The organism is Gluconobacter sp. P5H9_a (assembly GCF_018812085.1).
Lineage (GTDB): Bacteria > Pseudomonadota > Alphaproteobacteria > Acetobacterales > Acetobacteraceae > Gluconobacter.
Genome location: NZ_JACRVW010000005.1, coordinates 141845 through 159769 on the forward strand (window position 1 = coordinate 141845; position 17925 = coordinate 159769).

At 57.8% G+C, this 17925-nt stretch carries 19 protein-coding genes; 2 read left to right on the plus strand and 17 right to left on the minus strand.

Annotation, left to right across the window (positions count from 1 at the left end; all coding sequences use genetic code 11):
• Nucleotides 1-72 precede the first annotated feature (72 nt).
• Entirely contained in the window at nt 73-489 is a 417-nt protein-coding gene (locus KP708_RS07310) for a hypothetical protein (protein ID WP_215749036.1), read from the plus strand.
• On the opposite strand, the gene KP708_RS07315 is transcribed toward KP708_RS07310, so the two are convergent.
• Nucleotides 481-906, minus strand: coding sequence for a flagellar FliJ family protein (locus tag KP708_RS07315; protein ID WP_215749037.1), 426 nt, complete (start codon nt 904-906; stop codon nt 481-483). The genes KP708_RS07310 and KP708_RS07315 overlap by 9 nt on opposite strands.
• Nucleotides 907-926: 20 nt before the next feature.
• Nucleotides 927-2303, minus strand: coding sequence for a flagellar protein export ATPase FliI (gene fliI / locus KP708_RS07320; protein WP_215749039.1), 1377 nt, complete (start codon nt 2301-2303; stop codon nt 927-929).
• A 153-nt stretch (nt 2304-2456) separates the two neighbouring features.
• Here fliI and KP708_RS07325 point away from each other — a divergent pair, with 153 nt between their 5' ends.
• Nucleotides 2457-3197, plus strand: a complete 741-nt coding sequence (locus KP708_RS07325; protein ID WP_215749040.1) for a response regulator transcription factor — start codon at nt 2457-2459, stop codon at nt 3195-3197.
• A 10-nt stretch (nt 3198-3207) separates the two neighbouring features.
• On the opposite strand, the gene thiD is transcribed toward KP708_RS07325, so the two are convergent.
• The 15 genes from thiD to KP708_RS07400 form a co-directional block, all read right to left on the minus strand.
• The gene (thiD, locus tag KP708_RS07330) at nt 3208-4017 is read right to left on the minus strand and encodes a bifunctional hydroxymethylpyrimidine kinase/phosphomethylpyrimidine kinase (protein ID WP_215749042.1); all 810 of its coding nucleotides are present in this window, start codon (nt 4015-4017) and stop codon (nt 3208-3210) included.
• Nucleotides 4018-4020: 3 nt separating this feature from the next.
• Nucleotides 4021-5379: a phosphoglucosamine mutase gene (gene glmM, locus KP708_RS07335; protein ID WP_215749043.1), complete on the minus strand. Its 1359-nt coding sequence runs from the start codon at nt 5377-5379 to the stop codon at nt 4021-4023.
• 102 nt (nt 5380-5481) lie between these two features.
• Nucleotides 5482-7386, minus strand: coding sequence for an ATP-dependent zinc metalloprotease FtsH (gene ftsH / locus KP708_RS07340; RefSeq protein ID WP_064273855.1), 1905 nt, complete (start codon nt 7384-7386; stop codon nt 5482-5484).
• A 167-nt stretch (nt 7387-7553) separates the two neighbouring features.
• The gene (gene tilS / locus KP708_RS07345; RefSeq protein ID WP_371822662.1) at nt 7554-8798 is read right to left on the minus strand and encodes a tRNA lysidine(34) synthetase TilS; all 1245 of its coding nucleotides are present in this window, start codon (nt 8796-8798) and stop codon (nt 7554-7556) included.
• A complete protein-coding gene (locus KP708_RS07350; protein ID WP_215749045.1) occupies nt 8776-9663 on the minus strand; it encodes a tol-pal system YbgF family protein in 888 nt (295 codons plus the stop codon). Before KP708_RS07350 ends, tilS begins: the two co-directional genes overlap by 23 nt.
• Nucleotides 9664-9818: 155 nt before the next feature.
• Nucleotides 9819-10298, minus strand: coding sequence for a peptidoglycan-associated lipoprotein Pal (gene pal, locus KP708_RS07355; RefSeq protein WP_202206413.1), 480 nt, complete (start codon nt 10296-10298; stop codon nt 9819-9821).
• A gap of 596 nt (nt 10299-10894) precedes the next feature.
• Nucleotides 10895-12259, minus strand: coding sequence for a Tol-Pal system beta propeller repeat protein TolB (tolB, locus tag KP708_RS07360; RefSeq protein WP_215749046.1), 1365 nt, complete (start codon nt 12257-12259; stop codon nt 10895-10897).
• A gap of 17 nt (nt 12260-12276) precedes the next feature.
• Nucleotides 12277-13272 (minus strand): energy transducer TonB, encoded by a 996-nt coding sequence (locus KP708_RS07365; RefSeq protein WP_215749048.1) that lies wholly within the window; start codon nt 13270-13272, stop codon nt 12277-12279.
• Nucleotides 13273-13284: 12 nt separating this feature from the next.
• Nucleotides 13285-13722 (minus strand): protein TolR, encoded by a 438-nt coding sequence (gene tolR / locus KP708_RS07370; protein ID WP_046899937.1) that lies wholly within the window; start codon nt 13720-13722, stop codon nt 13285-13287.
• Nucleotides 13723-13725: 3 nt separating this feature from the next.
• Complete coding sequence (gene tolQ / locus KP708_RS07375) at nt 13726-14469, minus strand: protein TolQ (protein WP_046899938.1); 744 nt, start codon at nt 14467-14469, stop codon at nt 13726-13728.
• 77 nt (nt 14470-14546) lie between these two features.
• A complete protein-coding gene (ybgC, locus tag KP708_RS07380) occupies nt 14547-14972 on the minus strand; it encodes a tol-pal system-associated acyl-CoA thioesterase (protein ID WP_046899939.1) in 426 nt (141 codons plus the stop codon).
• A 29-nt stretch (nt 14973-15001) separates the two neighbouring features.
• Nucleotides 15002-16045, minus strand: coding sequence for a Holliday junction branch migration DNA helicase RuvB (ruvB, locus tag KP708_RS07385; protein WP_215749050.1), 1044 nt, complete (start codon nt 16043-16045; stop codon nt 15002-15004).
• On the minus strand, nt 16042-16644 hold the full coding sequence (gene ruvA / locus KP708_RS07390; protein ID WP_046899941.1) for a Holliday junction branch migration protein RuvA: 603 nt from the start codon (nt 16642-16644) through the stop codon (nt 16042-16044). The genes ruvB and ruvA overlap by 4 nt, the downstream gene beginning before the upstream one ends.
• Nucleotides 16641-17147, minus strand: coding sequence for a crossover junction endodeoxyribonuclease RuvC (gene ruvC, locus KP708_RS07395; protein WP_046899942.1), 507 nt, complete (start codon nt 17145-17147; stop codon nt 16641-16643). The genes ruvA and ruvC overlap by 4 nt, the downstream gene beginning before the upstream one ends.
• The gene (locus KP708_RS07400; protein WP_046899943.1) at nt 17144-17893 is read right to left on the minus strand and encodes a YebC/PmpR family DNA-binding transcriptional regulator; all 750 of its coding nucleotides are present in this window, start codon (nt 17891-17893) and stop codon (nt 17144-17146) included. Before KP708_RS07400 ends, ruvC begins: the two co-directional genes overlap by 4 nt.
• Nucleotides 17894-17925 lie beyond the last annotated feature (32 nt).

Below are 17925 nucleotides of genomic sequence, written 5' to 3' on the forward strand. Positions count from 1 at the left end.
TTTTACGGGCGCGCTCTGACTTTATGCAGGGCGCGCCTTCTTTTCCCACCTTCTCACTGATAAAAAGCCGACATGTCTGTCGTGCTTGATCCTTCCACACTCCCTGCCGTCAACATTCTGGGGCTTGCCCAGTCTGGGGCTATTTTCCGCGCTGAACGGGAAACACCGCCCGATGGTGTTCCTGCGTTCATCACAAGAGAAGGATGGGACGAGCTTGTTGCCGCCCACGCCGCAGAACATGATACGCCGCACACCATCGTGCTTCCGGCTCTCGAAAAAGCCGTAACGCGGCTCTTAGCCCATGCCGCTCAAGCAGCATCGGAAGAAGGCGGGACTGCTCCCGTCGTCAGCCTTGAAAGCGATCTTTTCCCAAGCGACGGGACTTTGATTCTCGCCTTCGTCCGTGATGAAACGCACCCTGTTGCCTGCACACTTATCGGAACGGCACACCAACTCGCAGGCGTTCTACGTTCAGCAACGTCAGTATAAGGCCCTCTGACGCAGCGCCAGTTCATCCAGAGCTGCCTGCTCCTTACGAAGAGTGAGATAATTCGTCTCGACACGCTGCTTTTCTTTAAGTTTCTCAACCGCTTTCAGGGCGGCCTGAGCCATCAGCAGAGCTGACCGAATACAATCCCGATCAAGTGCTGCCTCCCGACAAAGCTTCTGCGCGTCAGCGATCGCACGCTGGCCAACGGGCAACCAGCGGCTGAATGCTTCTACTGCATCGTCATCAGCCTGCGGATCTGACGCCAGCCCCTGCTCCTGAACCAGTTGTAGATGCGCCTTGCTCAACACGGCTTCAGCAGCAGTCTCGCGCGCTACTGCTTCGCCAAACGCCTTCTCAACAGCCTCCAGTTCATGGCGCCGAAGGCGCTTGAGCGTATCCAATGGCATCTGCTTCATTTTACCTGCTCTCCTAGTGTTCAGGCTGCGGCATTCACAATGCTGGAAAGCTGCTCAAACGCTTCCGCACAGTTAGACCGTTCGCTCTTGCCTTGAGAAAGAAACTCTTCAAGCCTGGGCATAAGCCGCACAGCCTCATCGACGTCCGGCTCTGTTCCAGCCTTGTACGCCCCCAGACGAATCATATCGGCCATCCGTTCATAGGTTGCCATGGTCGCCCGCGCCTGCTTCGTGAGCCTGTTTTCCTCAGCTGAATTACATCCCGGTACGGCACGTGACAGAGACCGAAGAACGTCAATCGCGGGATAACGCCCCTGCTCACCAATCCGCCGATCCAGCACAATATGCCCATCGAGAATACCACGAACGGCGTCTGCAACGGGCTCGTTATGATCGTCACCTTCCACGAGAACCGTGAACAGAGCGGTAATCATGCCTTCTCCCGGATAACCAGGCCCCGCGCGTTCGAGCAATCGTGGCAGTTCAGCAAAAACAGATGGAGGATAGCCACGAGTAGCAGGCGGTTCGCCGGCTGAAAGACCGATCTCACGTAGCGCCATACAATAGCGGGTCACACTATCCATCAGCAAAAGTACGGATTTACCCTGATCCCGAAAGTGTTCCGCAATCGCCACCCCTGCCACGGCAGCATCCCGGCGCATCAACGGCGGGGCATCTGATGTGGCAATGACAACCACACTCCGCGCCAGCCCCTCAGCCCCCAGATCGTCTTCAATGAATTCACGAACTTCACGGCCGCGCTCACCGACCAGTGCAATGACCGCCACATCGCAGTTCGCACCGCGCGCCAGCATAGACAGCAGAGTGGATTTTCCGACACCAGACCCGGCAAACAATCCCAGCCTCTGACCACGCCGACAGGTTGTAAACGCATCAAGCGCCCGCACTCCCAAATCTATGCGCTCTCCAAGCCGTGCCCGCGTCGCAGCGTTTGGAGGCGCCGCACTTACAGACTGTTGCTGGAATACCGGCGCTAACGGCCCCTTCCCGTCGATCGGCATCCCGAGGGGGTCCACCACTCTTCCAAGCCAGCTTTCATTCACATCCAGACTGGCTGACTGACGCCCACTCAAAGAAATACGCGCTTCACACCCAGGCCCAATCCCTTCAAGGCTACCGAACGCCATGACCCTCGCGTGTGCATTATGAAATCCCACAACCTCAGACTGTATTGATGACCCAGAACGTGCCTTCACGTTAATTCTGTCACCAATAGAAACGAGTCCCTCCAGGCCGTGAATGGTCATGCACAACCCCGTCACATCCCGAACAACTCCAGTTGCACTATCAACGTGCACGGATGAAAGCTTTTCGAGAAGACTCTTCAATCCGCTTTTTTCGGCAACTTTCTGAGAGTTTTGGCGGTGTGACGTCATCAAACAACCATAAGGAGCGCGACCTTAACAAACCCTGAACAAGCGCTCCTCAATGACGTAATAATGAAATTTTTACGCTTTTTGATTTGTATCTATCGACAAACACAACCTTGGGTAGTAACCATTGCTTCACCAATCCGGGAGTTGAGAAACATGCGTATCCTTCTTGTCGATAGCGATCTTCAGGCCGCAGCCCATCTGTCTCAGACCCTTCGCACGGCTGCCTTCACCGTCGATCATACGTCCTCTGGCGAGGAAGCAATCGAGATGCTCCGGCATTACGATTATGATCTGATGGTGCTGGAACTGATGCTGAACGATATCGAAGGTTACGATGTGATCCGCCGCGTCCGCGCAGCCCGGATTACAACGCCTGTTCTCGTTCTCTCTGCCCTGCTCCGCCCCCAGGCCAAAATCCGTGCCTTCTCGATGGGTGCCGATGATTACATGACAAAGCCTTATGACTCAGGCGAGCTTGTTGCCCGCCTTCAGGCCGTCATGCGCCGCTCTCGCGGCTTTTCCGAACCTTGCCTGCGCATTGGCAATCTGGAACTGGATCTGAACGGGAAAAACGTCACTGTTGAGGGGAATGCCCTGCACCTGACGGGCAAGGAATATGCCATTCTGGAGCTTCTGGTTATTCGGAAAGGCTCTGTCCTGACCAAGGATGCTTTCCTGAATCATCTTTATGGCGGCATTGATGAGCCTGAGATGAAGATCATCGATGTCTTCATCTGCAAACTTCGCCGTAAGCTTCAGAAAGCAGGGGCCAGCAACCTCATCTCTACAGTCTGGGGACGTGGCTATATTCTGCGTGAAGAAACAGCGGCCGAGCCCCTGCCCGCCTCTGTCAGCCCAATGACCAGAGCCACATCTGAACTGACCGTCGCCTAAAACGTGATCTTCAGGATTGGTACCAGTCTGGCCGGATCGTCACACCATGATTGACCGGCCCGTGACCAGCTCCATATCCCGGCGCATCTGAGAGCGCGAGCCGTAGATAGGCGTTAGCTCGACGTACCGCTGCTTCAAGATCCATACCCTGTGCAATGCCCGTCGCAATGGCACTGGCAAGCGTACAGCCTGTTCCATGAGTATGACGCGTATGAATCCGCGTTGCGCGGTGTACGTATTCATCACCATTGGGGAAGACGAGGAGATCCTCGAGATCCTCTCCCGTCATATGTCCCCCTTTGAGCAGAACGGCCGTAGCTCCCCGCTCTTGCAGGGTGTGGGCTGCCCGACGCATTCCTGCCAGATCATGAATGGTCTCACCCGTCATGACTTCTGCTTCGGGAATATTGGGAGTCACGACCAAGGCCCGCGGCAAAAGACGGCTCATCACAGCGTCTACGGCGTCATCAGCCAGAAGAGCTGATCCGCTGGTGGACACCATGACCGGGTCAAGCACCAACTGGAGATGCGTGTGGCTTTCCAGTTCGTCAGCAACGGCATGAACAATGTCCGCTGTCGCCAGCATTCCGGTTTTGCAGCAATCTGCACCCAGATCATCAAGAACGACCTGCATCTGCTGTCGAACAAACGCCGGGGAGACAGCCTCCACCCCAAAGACACCCAGCGTATTCTGTGCCGTCAGAGCTGTAAGGGCGCTCATTCCAAAGCCGCCTAGAGCGGTAATGGTCTTCAGGTCGGCCTGAATCCCGGCCCCGCCACCCGAATCACTTCCCGCAACTGTCAGAACCCGGCCACGCATACGTCAGGTCTCCGTAATTGCTCTGATCGCCTCACAAACATGATCCACGACCTGAAGAACCAAAGCATCGTCTTCTGCTTCCGCCATCACGCGAATCAGAGGCTCAGTGCCGCTGGCTCTCAGAACCAGACGACCGCGCCCGGCGAGACGTTCTTCCGCCCAGGCTTTGGCAGCAGCCAGTTCGGGACTACTCAACGGATTAGCCCCTGAGTAGCGAACATTTTTGAGAAGCTGGGGAAAAGGCTGGAAGACCTGACAGATCTCACTGGCAGGCTTCTTGGTCTCCACTGAAACAGCCAGAACCTGGAGGGCGGCAATCAGCCCATCTCCGGTCGTAGCGTAATCGGACAGGACCATGTGCCCGGATTGCTCTCCGCCCAGGTTCCCACCATTCTCACGCATGCGTTCAACGACGTAACGATCCCCGACTGCCGTCCGCTGAAGCTCCAGACCATCTTCCGCAAGAGCCTTCTCCAGCCCCATATTGGACATGACTGTGGCCACAACCGTGTTGGTCCGCAGACGTCCATGCTGTTTCCAGAAGCGGGCGATCAACCCAAGAATCTGATCACCATCAACCAGATTGCCGTTCTCATCGGCGATCAGAACACGGTCGGCGTCTCCGTCCAGCGCAATGCCGAAGTCCGCGCCATGTTCCTTCACGGCAGCACAAAGCGTCTCTGGGTGGGTAGAGCCAACACCATCATTGATGTTCAGGCCATCCGGTGAGCAACCAATCTTGATAACTTCCGCACCCAGCTCCCAGAGAGCAGTTGGTGCCACGCGATATGCAGACCCATTTGCGCAATCGAGAACAATCTTCAAACCATCCAGACGCAGCCCCCGCGGGAAGGAAGCTTTGGCATTCTCAATGTATCGGCCAGCGGCATCGTTCAAACGAGAGGCACGCCCGATTTCTGCCGGTGAAGCCAAACGCTGAGACAGGTCTTGTCCCATCATGGCTTCAATCTCCCCTTCCACTTCATCGGAGAGCTTGAAACCGTCTGGGCCAAACAGCTTGATGCCATTGTCGGTGAAGGGATTGTGAGAGGCCGAGATCATGACACCGAGGTCTGCCCGCAAAGACCGCGTCAGCATGGCAATCGCTGGCGTCGGAAGCGGGCCGACAAGGATCACATCCATACCGGCGGACAGAAAGCCCGCAACAAGAGCACATTCAATCATATACCCGGACAGGCGTGTGTCCTTGCCCAGCACAACAGTATGTCGACGGCTCTGACTGCGCATGAAATACAGGCCTGCGGCCTGTCCAAGCTTCTGGGAAACTTCCACCGTCATCGGAGCAGTGTTTGCGGTTCCCCTGATGCCGTCCGTCCCGAACAGAGCCCTCTTGCTGGCCATGGTTATGAAATCCTGCCTGTCTCGATAGATAAGAAAAAGGCGCGGCACCGGAGGGGAAATTCCCCTCCAATGACGCGCCTTGCGGTGCGGTTAACGGTTTGATTAGCCTGCCTGAGGAGCCGGATCAAACGCACCCGGACGCGTCGTTGGCACAGAGGCGCGGCGATTATCCGGCAATTGCTCGTCGTCGGACGGACGCTCGATCGCCTCTCCCCGCATGATACGCCCGACATCATCCCCGGTCAGCGTCTCATACTCAAGGAGAGCCGCTGTCAGACGGTGCAGATCATCAATCCGCGTCAGAAGCAGGTGATGCGCCTGCTGGTAAGCCGTATCGATCAGAGCCTTGATCTCTACGTCGATATCGCGCGCCGTCTGCTCAGACAGATTTTTGTTCTGTGTGACAGAGTGACCCAGGAAGACTTCCTGTCCGTTATCGCCATAGGAAATCATGCCGAGCTTGTCGCTCATGCCCCATTCCGTGACCATTCGGCGAGCCAGATCGGTAGCGCTCTTGATATCACCAGACGCACCGGCACTGACTTCTTCCGGGCCAAAGATGATTTCTTCAGCCACACGGCCACCCATGGCAATCACCAGACGCGCCAGGCACCATTTCCGGCTGTAGGAAATGTTGTCTTTCTCAGGCAGCGTCATCACCAGACCCAGAGCGCGCCCACGCGGCACAATCGTGGCCTTGTGAATGGGGTCACTACCCGGCGTAAAGATCGCGCAGATAGCGTGACCGGCCTCATGGTAAGCCGTCGAGCGCTTTTCGTCTTCGGTCATGACCATGGACCGACGCTCTGCGCCCATCATGACCTTGTCCTTGGCCTCTTCGAACTGAGCCATTCCGACCGTACGGCGTCCCTGACGGGCAGCCATCAGAGCAGCTTCGTTCACAAGATTGGCCAGATCAGCACCGGAGAAGCCTGGCGTACCACGAGCAATCACTTTTGGGTCCACATCTGAAGACAGCGGTACTTTCTTCATGTGAACGCGCAGGATCTTTTCGCGACCAGCAACATCAGGGTTCGGCACAACGACCTGACGATCAAAACGCCCCGGACGCAGCAGAGCCGGATCCAGAACATCCGGACGGTTGGTTGCTGCAATCAGGATAACGCCCTCATTGCTTTCAAAACCATCCATCTCGACGAGCATCTGGTTAAGGGTCTGCTCGCGCTCATCATTGCCGCCACCAAGACCGGCACCACGATGGCGGCCAACGGCGTCAATCTCGTCGATGAAGATGATGCACGGAGCAGCCTTTTTGCCCTGCTCGAACATGTCACGCACACGGGATGCACCGACACCAACGAACATCTCCACGAAGTCCGAACCGGAAATCGTAAAGAACGGCACGTTGGCTTCACCGGCAATCGCACGGGCCAGAAGCGTCTTACCCGTACCCGGAGGACCGACCAGCAGGGCACCCTTGGGGATCTTGCCGCCCAGACGCGTGAACTTCTGCGGATCTTTCAGGAATTCGACGATTTCCTCGAGCTCAGCCTTGGCTTCATCGATACCTGCCACATCGTCAAATGTGACGCGGCCCGTCTTTTCCGTCAGCAGACGAGCCTTGGACTTGCCAAACCCCATCGCGCGACCACCACCGGCCTGCATCTGGCGAAACACCATGAAGCACAGGCCAACAAGCAGAAGAACGGGAAGATAATTTCCCACATACCGCAGGATGGAGTTCTCACCGCTATCCATTGGCTTGGCTGTCACTTCAACACCCGCGCCGGTCAGACGAGCCGGAAGGCCCGGATCCATCGGTGCATAGGTTTCGAAGGAGGTACCGTTCGTCAGTGTTCCAGAAATATTTTGTTCCTGGATAACCACCGAGCGCACCTGGTGCTCGTCCACATCATGGACAAAATCGGAATAGGCGATCTGCTGGGCAGCATGCTGGCTTCCACCGGGCTGGAAGGCGGTCAGCACTGCCATTCCGACCATGATGATGACCACCCAGATCGCAACGTTACGGCCTAAATTGTTCATCTCGTTCTCTGTCGTCCTTCAGACTGTCCGTCAGATGCAGCGGGGCTTCATCATCTCAACAGGCCGACGTCATAGTCTGCGTTGACTTCATAACATAGGCGGTCCTGCCCATGATCCTACCCCATCAAGGGCAGGAAAACGCATTTCCACGCATTTTGGCACGTTTTTCACCCGTCTAAGCCGTTTTCGCCGGTAACTGGAACCCCTCCAGCCCAGACGAATGGAGCCGTTCCGGCCCTTTCCAGAAGATCTGGTAACCCTATGACACGCCCGTCGCGCCAGAGAGCGGGGAGCGCCTGCAACGCTTCAACAGGAATTCCCAGTCGTCTGGCATCAAGACCCTGAGCCCCAGTTCCAAGAGCCCCAATCAGAGTTCCTTCAGGTACATTCTCTTGCAGACATCGCCAGCGCCCATCCCAGAGAGGCTGTCCGGCAGCACAGACTGAAGCCTCTACGGGCCGCATTTCTCTGACAAAAAGAACGCCGTCCCCAAACCGCCCTGCTGCCCGCATGATCACGCCCCCGAGTGAGCCTTGTCCCTGCTTTATGAGTGACAGGACTTTCTCACGCGATGGGCGATAACGACTGCCAGAAACCAACCGCACCAGAGCAGACACGCTGTCCTCGCAAATGCCGTCTTCTCTGAGGAAAACCCAGCCTGCGGAATGCCATACGGCCGCATGCGCCAGTAATTTGGCCAAAGCAACATCTCGCGCCTCACGCGTCCGTATAGCGTCCCCTTGCCAACTGCGTGCTTGCGACCGCTCGCTCTCCGTCAGGTCCTGTCGCCATCGAACGCGCTCAAACCGGCGATTCTGATTAGAGGGATCTTCGACCCAATTTACGCCAGCAGCCCGTAAGGTCGCTCTCAGCCGTTCCGGGTGACAGGCCAACAACGGCCGAACAATCCTGATCCGCCCGCGAATAGCGGTTTCGGCAATCCCAGCCAGCCCGGCTTCGCCGCTTCCCGCACCATACCGCATGGAGACGGTCTCATCCTGATCGTGCAGATGATGTGCAACCAGAAGGTCCAGACATCCGGCAGAGACGCAGGCCCGTTCCAGAGCATCAAATCTCGCATCCCGTGCCCGCTCTTGAAGCCGCCCCTTCGGGAATGGCGCCAAAGTTAACACCCGCGCCTCCACTCCCATTTTCGCAAGCCTGTCAGCTGTAAGATGCGCCTCTGCCGCAGAATTCGGCCGCAAGGCGTGATCAACAACGAATGCGAGAACATGCGTTCGCCAGCGTCGTGCCAACCATGCGAGCGCCAGGGAATCCGCCCCTCCGGAAACTGCCAGCCCGACAGGAGCAGATGGCACATCAGGCAGCCAAGGCCCCACACGATCCATCCAGACAGAGAATTCCTCCGCCTGAATAGAATTGTTCAGATCAATGACAGGCTGCACGTCCACGGAACGTTGCTGCTGCGGATTTCACGCGAGGCGTCGGCGTTGGGAACTCAGTCTTCAGCTTATCAAGCGCCTGACAGGCTGAATTCTTATCTCCCATAGCCAGGAGAGAAGCCGCAACGCCTAACAGGGAGTCCTGTGCCTTCGGCGTTTTCGGCGCTTTGTTGTAGGCGTCGTAATAGGCAACAGCAGACTCGCGATACTGCTTCTGACCGGCCAGAGACTGAGCCAGAAGGAATTGGGAATCCATCTTGCCGGAAGCGCTCTTGGCAGTCTTTATTGCAAAGCGCGCATTCGTCTCAGCATCTTCATACTTGCCCGCTTTTAAGGCCGCGTTCCCCAGCTTTAATGCATCAATAGCTGTCTTGGGAGCATCGTCAGAAGACGGAGACGCCGTTTCTGCTGCTTTCGGAGGTGTTGTCGAACTGCTGGCAGCAGCCGGGGCAGACGCGGCGGCGCCATTTCCAACATTCTGCGACGCAAACTGCATGTCTGAAATCTGCTTCGACAGATTAGCCTGCGTTTCCTTCTGCGCATTGCTTAGCTGATCCAGCTCCCCGCGCATCTGACGGTTCTGCTCTTCAAGGGCAGAAACACGCTCCAGAAGCTGTGCCGTCATGTTGCCGTCGGCTCCCGAGGTGGAAGAACCGCGCGACGACGAAGAGCTTGGAGCAGGCAGAGGCCCACTGTTCTGAATCTGGGAAAGCTGCTGACGGAGCGACGCAATTTCGTCCTGAAGAGCAATCGCCTCTCGGGAGGAAATACCCCCTCCATCCGACGCGTCCTGAGCCATGGCTGGCAGGACAGGACAAAGCACAGAAAGCGCCGTTCCGAGCATGACGGCACGGAGGGGACGGGACAGGGCCATGCAAGATCTCCTGAAACATAGTCAGCGCCCGGCCTGGGCGCCCTCTCGCAATGACCGGCGAGTTCGGTTGATGAACAGTCTTAAAACAGAAACGGCCGGGGGATAAACTCCCCCGGCCGTTCAAACTGTCAGTCCGTCAGACGGATGACCTGGGTTCAGCGAACCGAGGTGATCGCGTTACGGTTCTGAGCCCATGAGGCTTCATCGTCACCGTCAGCCGTCGGACGATCCTTGCCGTAGGAGATCGTCGTGATCCGGGAAGCGCTCACGCCCTTGGCAACAAGATAGTCACGAGCAGCATTCGCACGACGCTGGCCGAGAGCAATGTTGTATTCTTCGGTGCCGCGATCATCGCAGTTACCAGCGATCTGAACGCTGACCTGCGGATACTTCGCGAGCCATGCAACCTGCTTGTCCAGCGTTGCACGAGCTTCTTCAGAAAGCTGGGATACATTCAGCTCGTAGAAGATACGGTCGCCAACATTGGCAACCAGGTCAGCTTCGCTGCCCGGCGTCGGGCCGGCTTCCTGCGTGGCTGCGCCAGCGCCGGTGCTGTTGCCCGTATCGGTTTTGCCGTTGGAGCAGGCTGCGAGAACAAGCGCCAGACCAAGCGCACCAAACACCTTGAACTTCATGTGTCTCAACCCTGAGAACGGTTCCGTATCAGAAACCGAAATGCGGCATATTGCCGCGTTGTTCCGGACCACACACCCTTCCACTCAGGAACGCTCAAGAATCCTCAACGAACTCTCTGCGAACCACTGGAAAAGCACTGGCCACTAGCGCCCATACCCATGACTTAAATCCGGGGTCAAGCATCCTGTGAGGTGCTCCCCCCAAGCCAGAGAACGATTCTGTTTCGAAACCAGAAGATGCAACATAAATGTCACAGCACTTAGACAGGAATGTGGCGGAATTCTGCCAATTGCTTTGCTGAATATTCTTTAATCGCCTTATCATCATGCAAGACTTGCGCATCAGCCAAGCGTAGCTTGCGTGGCACATTGTGCCCGACAACTAGGGCGCTAAAGTCAGTTTATAGAAGATGCGATGGAAAGCTGGACTCTGGCGTCAGAGGAAAACACCTCAAATCGACTCCACGCGAAGCTCTTTCGCGCCTATTCCAAAAGCGGAATTGGTCTTTTATGCCCCTACGGTCGAGCAATCGCTCCAGACCTTCTCGGGGGAATACTCCCCGCTGACCATCGCCAGCAGGGAGGTAGAAACCTGCTCAGCCGTTCAGCGGAGACCAGGCCGGGTCAGACGCACCCGTTGCCGTACGGATCGGGCGCTCATTGAAGCCCGTGATGTCGATTGTACCGATGCCAGATGAGAACCCTGCTCCGCCCGCACTAGAGGCGCTCTGACGGCAGAACGCCAGAACACGACCATTTGGACAGAACGTCGGCGATTCAACCGTAAAGCCCTGCGTCAGAATACGCTCGCCACTTCCGTCAGGGTTCATGACGCCCAACGAGAAGCCACCGTGACCAATACGGGTGAAGGCAATCAGATCGCCACGAGGTGACCAGACCGGAGATCCATACTGGCCAGAGCCATAGGAAATCCGGCGTGCACCACCGCCCGATGCGCCCATGATGTAAAGCTGCGGGCTACCGCCACGATCGGAGTTGAACACGATCTGGCTGCCATCCGGGCTGAAGCACGGGCTGGTATCAATCGCACCACCAGAACTGGTGATCTGATGCTTGCTGCGAGAAGCCAGATCCACAACAAAAATGTCAGATCCACCACCACGCGTTGCAGACAGAACAACGCGGCTTCCATCCGGAGAAAAGCGCGGCGCGAAGGAAATGCCGTCAAACTCACCCAGCATCTGCTGGCGGCCAGAGCCCAGATCAAACAGATACACGCGCGGACGGTTGTTCGCATAGGACATGAACGCAACCTGATCGCGCGCCGGATTAAAGCGCGGCGTCAGGGTCAGCCACTGGCCGCCTGTCAGCATCCGGGAATTGAACCCGTCCTGATCCATCAGCGCCAAACGGGTGATCTGATGGCGGCGTGGACCCGTACGGGCAATATAAGCGATACGGGTATCGAAGTACCCCTTTTCACCCAGCATCCGCTCATAGATCACATCAGCAATAATATGAGCAATCCGACGCCAGTTGGATTGCGAGGCGGTGTAGGCCGTGCCCTGAAGCTGCTCGCCGGCTACAACGTTCCACAGACGCATTTCCACACGAACACTGCCGGAGCCGATTGCGCGCCCCGCAACAGCAGCGCGTGCGCCCTGAGCCTTGAGCCCGCTGAAGTCCGGAGTGCCCGTAGGTGACACATCGCCTGTCATCACCTTGAACAGACCGGTTCCAGCCAGATCGGAAGAAATGACACTGGAGATCTGTTCACCCATTCCGGCACCAAAGCTCGGAATGACAATGGGGATAGGCGCCTGACGGGCCTGATCTACGGTAATTTCAGCTTCCCCAGCCCCACCGGCCGCAGTTCCTTGTGCAAACGCGGAAAGCGGGGTTGCAAGAAGACCACCAGCCGCGGCTGTGGCACCGAGGATGGAACGGCGCGACAGCAGCGCGCTCAGAGCATCAGCTTCGGAATCGGAAATGAAGGTCATGATGATTCCTCTAGGGTTTACGGCCTGAAGACAAAACGCAGCTGATGCGTCTGGCCTAGCAGGTTGGAAGGAATGGGGAGATGGGCACAGGTCGGGCTCAGAACCGCGTCCCGCGCACGCTCCGCCAGCACACGATAGGACGGATCTGCCGCCATCTTCGCTGCCGTATCCGGAGCATACTTCACAAGACGCGCCTCACCCGTTGCATCCACCGTCACAATCAGATGCGCGACAAAGCTCGCATAGTTCCGCGCTTCCGTGTCTTCCGTGTAGCAACGCCGCACGGAGCCACCGATCGCCTTCTGATCCGCCATGGACAGAGACTTGGTGATATCGCCATTCGGCACACCGCCGCCATCCGGCGCACCACCCTGTGGCGGATTGGCCTTCGCCTTGGGTGCATGCGTCTGCTTCTGGTCAGACCGGAAACTATCCAGTGTGGCCAGCAGGGAGTGACTGTCCGCCTGCGTATTCTTGGACGCATTCGGCTGGGTCAGATGCGAGAACTTCGGCGTATCCGGCAGCTTGTCAGCTTTCTGTGTCTGCGGGCTCGGGGGAGCCACCATTGCAGACTTAGACGGCGGAGACGGCTTCGGCGGAGACGCAGGAACAGGCTCAGGCGACGGCTCCGTGATCTTGGGCGGAAGCTTCGTCGGCGGCAGAGGCTGAGGCTTGGTCTCAGGCGCTGGCGGAACCGGCTGCGGCGGCGGTGGAGGCGGAGGTGGTTCTTCCGTCGGCGCCTTCAGAGGAGGCGTCGGAGACGGAGGAGCCTCGTTCTTCACGGGCGCAGGCGCAGGAGCCGGCTTCGGAGCCGGATGGTCAGCCTTGATGGGATGGGTGGGAGGCCCTGCCTCCTCAAATTCCATCTGCACCGCCGGAGGCTCCGGCGGTTCAGGTGGTTTCTCGAACGGGATCCGCACAACCAGGTACAGGATCAGTGCCGCATGGACACCGACTGAACCCAGAAGCGCGTTGCGAAAGCGACGCCTGTCCGAACGACGTGGACGCACCACTGCGGTGTCCTCTTACTGGCCGCTCTGAGGCTGCTGAGCCAGCAGTGCCACATGCGTAAAGCCGCCAGACGTAATCTGTCCCATGACCTGCATCACGCGACCATAGTCGATATGTGCATCAGCCCGGACAAAGATCCGATGGTTCGGATCGTTCTGGGACTGGACCTTGAGCTGGTCCACAAGCTGCTCGGGTGTGATCGGGTCTTCCCCCAGATACAACGAACCATCGTTGCGCAGGGAAACCGTGATCGGCTTGGTGTCAGCATTGACCGGGCTGGCATCCGTCTTGGGCAGATCGACATTGACGCCACTGGTCATCATCGGCGCCGTCACCATGAAAATGATGAGCAGCACCAGCATGACGTCCACAAGCGGCGTAACGTTAATCTCAGACGCGGGGCGCCGACGACGGCCACCCATACGCCCACCTCCTCCAGCGGACATCCCCATGGATCAGGCCTTCCCGCTGGACGTCTCGTCCGCACGTTCTTCCGACTGACGGGAAAGAATGGCGGCAAATTCGGTCCCGAACGCATCCATGCGGTCCGCGAACTTGTCCAGCGAGTTGCTGATGACGTTATAGGCCACATAGGCCGGGATAGCGGTCACAAGACCGATCGCCGTTGCGAACAGAGCTTCGGAAATACCCGGAGCCACAACGGAGAGGTTAGTGTTGTGCATGGCAGCGATCGAGCCGAACGCATGCATGATACCCCAGACCGTTCCGAACAGTCCGACGAACGGCGCAACCGGGCCAATCGTGGCAAGGAAAATCACGCGGCGACCCAGACGGTCGTTTTCGCGCGAAACGGTGATGTTGATGGCACGGTCGATACGGTCCCGCACGCCACCGCGCGCCAGATCAATTCCGACAATCCGTGCCGAACGACGCCATTCGCCCATGGCAGCGCCGAACACGGCAGCCATCGGATGTGTCGGGCGTGCGCCATCAGATTCGTAAAGGTCGTCCAGCGAACCGCCGGACCAGAAACGGTCTTCAAATTCCGTTGCTTCGCGATTGACGCGACGCATCAGAAGGATTTTTTCCGCAATGATCGCCCACACGCCTGCACTGCACAGGACGAGCCCGACCATGACCAGCTTAACGACGATGGACGCGTGCAGGAACAGGTCCAGAGGCGACAGACCGGCCGCACCGACCGCCCCAAGCGCACTCGAACTTACCTCATGATCCACTGTTCTCTCCTGTCCAGATCCTGTCCCTTACGGGTCAGGACTCTCCATTGCACTTCGTGAGGAAACAGGAAAGTGGGTCAGACCTCTCCAGCCTCGAGTTTTCGAACAGCATCACACCACCGAGGCGGAATTTTGGCAGGTTTCATGGCTTCGGCAGAAAGACACGCCAGCTCTACGTCAATGACGACGGCGGTTTCGTTGCCATTCGTGCTGTTTCGAACAGTTTGTTCAAGTTTCAACCGCGTTGGCGTCATTGCAACCAGTGCTGTCTCGATTTCCATTTCATCATCGAGTCGCAACGGCGCGCGATACCGCACCCCAACCTGCCGCACGACAAACGCCAGACCAAAATCGCGCAGAAGCTCCGTCACCGAAGCCCCTGCATCGCGCATGGCTTCACTGCGCGCACGTTCCGCAAAGCCGAGATAGCGGGCATGATAGACGATGCCACCTGCATCCGTGTCTTCGTAATAAACCCGGAAACGGATCTTATGCGTTGCCATCAGTTTCTCCGCTCATTGGCAGTGGCTCTTCAGCCTGCCGTGTCGTCGTCGAGCCCGGACAGAAGATCAACCTGGCTCGCTGGCGGGTTCAGGCCCAGATGTCTCCACCCAGCCTCTCCCAACATGCGCCCCCGCGCTGTCCGCAGGATGAGCCCCTCCTGAATCAGATAAGGCTCGATGACGTCTTCCAGTGTGTCACGTGCCTCTGCCAGACCGGCAGCCAGCGTCTCAACACCCACAGGGCCACCATGGTGATGCTCTGCGATACGCTGAAGATAGCGCCGGTCCATCGCATCCAGACCGCGCTCATCAACTTCAAGACGGGAAAGTGCGGCATCCGCCGTCGCGCGATCAATGATCGGCTTCTTTGCGACAAGCGCAAAATCCCGAACACGGCGCAGAAGACGGCCCGCAATACGGGGCGTGCCGCGAGAGCGACGGGCAATTTCCTCTGCTCCGTCATCATTCAGATGAACCCCGAGCTTCGTGGCTCCGCGTGATACGATCGCCCGCAGCTCATCCGGCGTGTAGAACACCAACCGCAAAGGGATACCAAAACGATCCCGAAGAGGCGTTGCCAACAGACCTGCACGGGTTGTGGCGGCTACAAGCGTGAATGGCGCCAGATCAATCCGCACCGAACGCGCTGCCGGCCCTTCCCCGATAATCAGGTCGAGCTGGAAATCTTCCATGGCCGGATAGAGAATTTCCTCAATTGCCGGCTGAAGGCGATGAATTTCATCGATAAACAGCACATCACGAGGCTGGAGATTTGTCAGGATTGCCGCAAGGTCTCCAGCGCGCTGAATCACCGGCCCAGACGTCGCCCGGAATCCAACGCCCAGTTCACGCGCTACAATCTGCGCCAGCGTGGTCTTGCCCAGACCTGGCGGTCCATGCAGCAACACATGATCCAGAGCATCTCCACGGGCCTTTGTTGCCTCGATGAAGATAGCCAGATTTTCACGGCTTGCTTTTTGCCCTGTAAAATCCGCGAGCGTTTCAGGCCGCAAGCCACCTTCGGCAATATCATCCGGCAAACGTGCGGCGTCCGTTTCACGAAATTCGCTCATCGGGCGAGATCCTTCAGGCAAAGGCGGATTGCCAGATCAAGCGAGGCATTTTCGTTTTCGGCCAGAACACGACTGAGAACAGGCCAGGCCTCTGCCCGCCGAAAGCCGAGACCAGCCAGAGCCAGAAGCGCATCATTCTCGACGCTTGGCCCGGTCACCACGCCTGGCATCGGGGCGGAGGCGCCACCACCGGGCATCTTGGCGACTTTGTTGCGAAGTTCGCTCAGAATTCGATCGGCAAGACGAGGGCCGACACCTGCCGCCCGCGTCAGAGAGCCACGATCGCCGGCATTGATTGCCAAGAGAAGCTCACCGGGAGAGTTGGCCGAAAGGATCGCCAGCGCGACCTTGGCGCCCACACCTTGCACAGTCGTCAACAGGCGGAACCACTCGCGTTCGTCCGTTGTCACGAACCCATACAGAAGGATCGCGTCTTCCCGAACAACGGTTTCGATCAGGAGACGCACGACTTCCGGAGGCTGCGGAACGGATGAGAGTGTACGTGTTGACGCTGACACCACATAACCAACGCCATTGACGTCAACAATGCAGCGCTCTCCTTCGATCTGCCCGACAAGCCCTGTAAGCTGTCCAATCACGCCATCCGCCTTCCAGCCGTTACATAGGCCGCGCTTGCACGATAATGGGCATGGCAGATCGCTACAGCCAGCGCATCCGAAGCATCGGCCTTGTAGATGGCGACGCCGGGCAATAGCCGCTTCACCATCATCGTGACCTGTTCCTTCGTGGCAGACCCGGTTCCCACAACAGATTTCTTGACTGTCATAGCGCCATATTCCGCTACCGGGAGGCCTTCGTAAGCGGGCGTCAGAAGCGCCACACCGCGGGCATAACCGAGCTTGAGCGTGGAGGAGCCATTGCGGTTCACGTAAGTTTCCTCAACCGCTGCTTCGGCGGGAGCATACTCACGGATCAGGTTCTGGAGTTTCCCGTGCAGCTCACAGAGCCGCAGGGGAACCGATTCATGACCATCTGTCGCAATCACACCAGAGGCCACATGCTTCAGGCGGTTGCCATCCACATCAATAATTCCCCAGCCCATGAAACGCAGGCCGGGGTCTATTCCCATCAGACGGATCAAGCGGCGAGCGCCTGCGCCACATCGTCTGGAAGATCAAAGTTGGCGTAAACAGCCTGAATATCGTCGTTATCTTCCAGAACGTCGATCAGCTTCAGAACTGTCCGGGCCTTCTCTTCATCCAGAGAAATGCTGTTTTCCGGGCGCCAGTCGAGCTTGGCGGACTGTGGCTCGCCGAAACGACCTTCAAGAGCGTCACGCACTGCGAAGAAGTTCTCCATCTCGCAGGTGATCTCGTGCCCTTCCTCGGTCAGCACGGCATTATCCGCACCAGCCTCAATGGCGGCTTCCAGCATCTCGTCTTCAGAGGCGGCATCGACCGGATACGTCACAACACCCAGACGCTGGAACATAAAGGACACGGAGTTCGATTCACCCAGCGAACCGCCATGCTTGGAGAACGCTGCACGAACTTCACCGGCCGTCCGGTTCCGGTTGTCGGTCAGACCTTCGACGATGATCGCCACGCCAGCCGGGCCGTAGCCTTCGTAGCGCACTTCCACATAGTCTTCGCCACCAGCAGCGCCAGATGCCTTCTTGATGGCACGCTCGACATTGTCTTTCGGCATATTTGCTTCACGCGCTGCGGTGACAGCAGCACGCAGACGCGGGTTGGATGCCGGGTCAGGTAGACCGGACCGCGCTGCAACCGTGATTTCACGCAGGATCTTGGCGAACTGCTTGGCGCGCTTGGCATCCTGCGCACCTTTACGGTGCATGATGTTCTTAAACTGTGAATGACCGGCCATCGGTCGCTCCTTCCTCTACGGGTGTCAGAGGC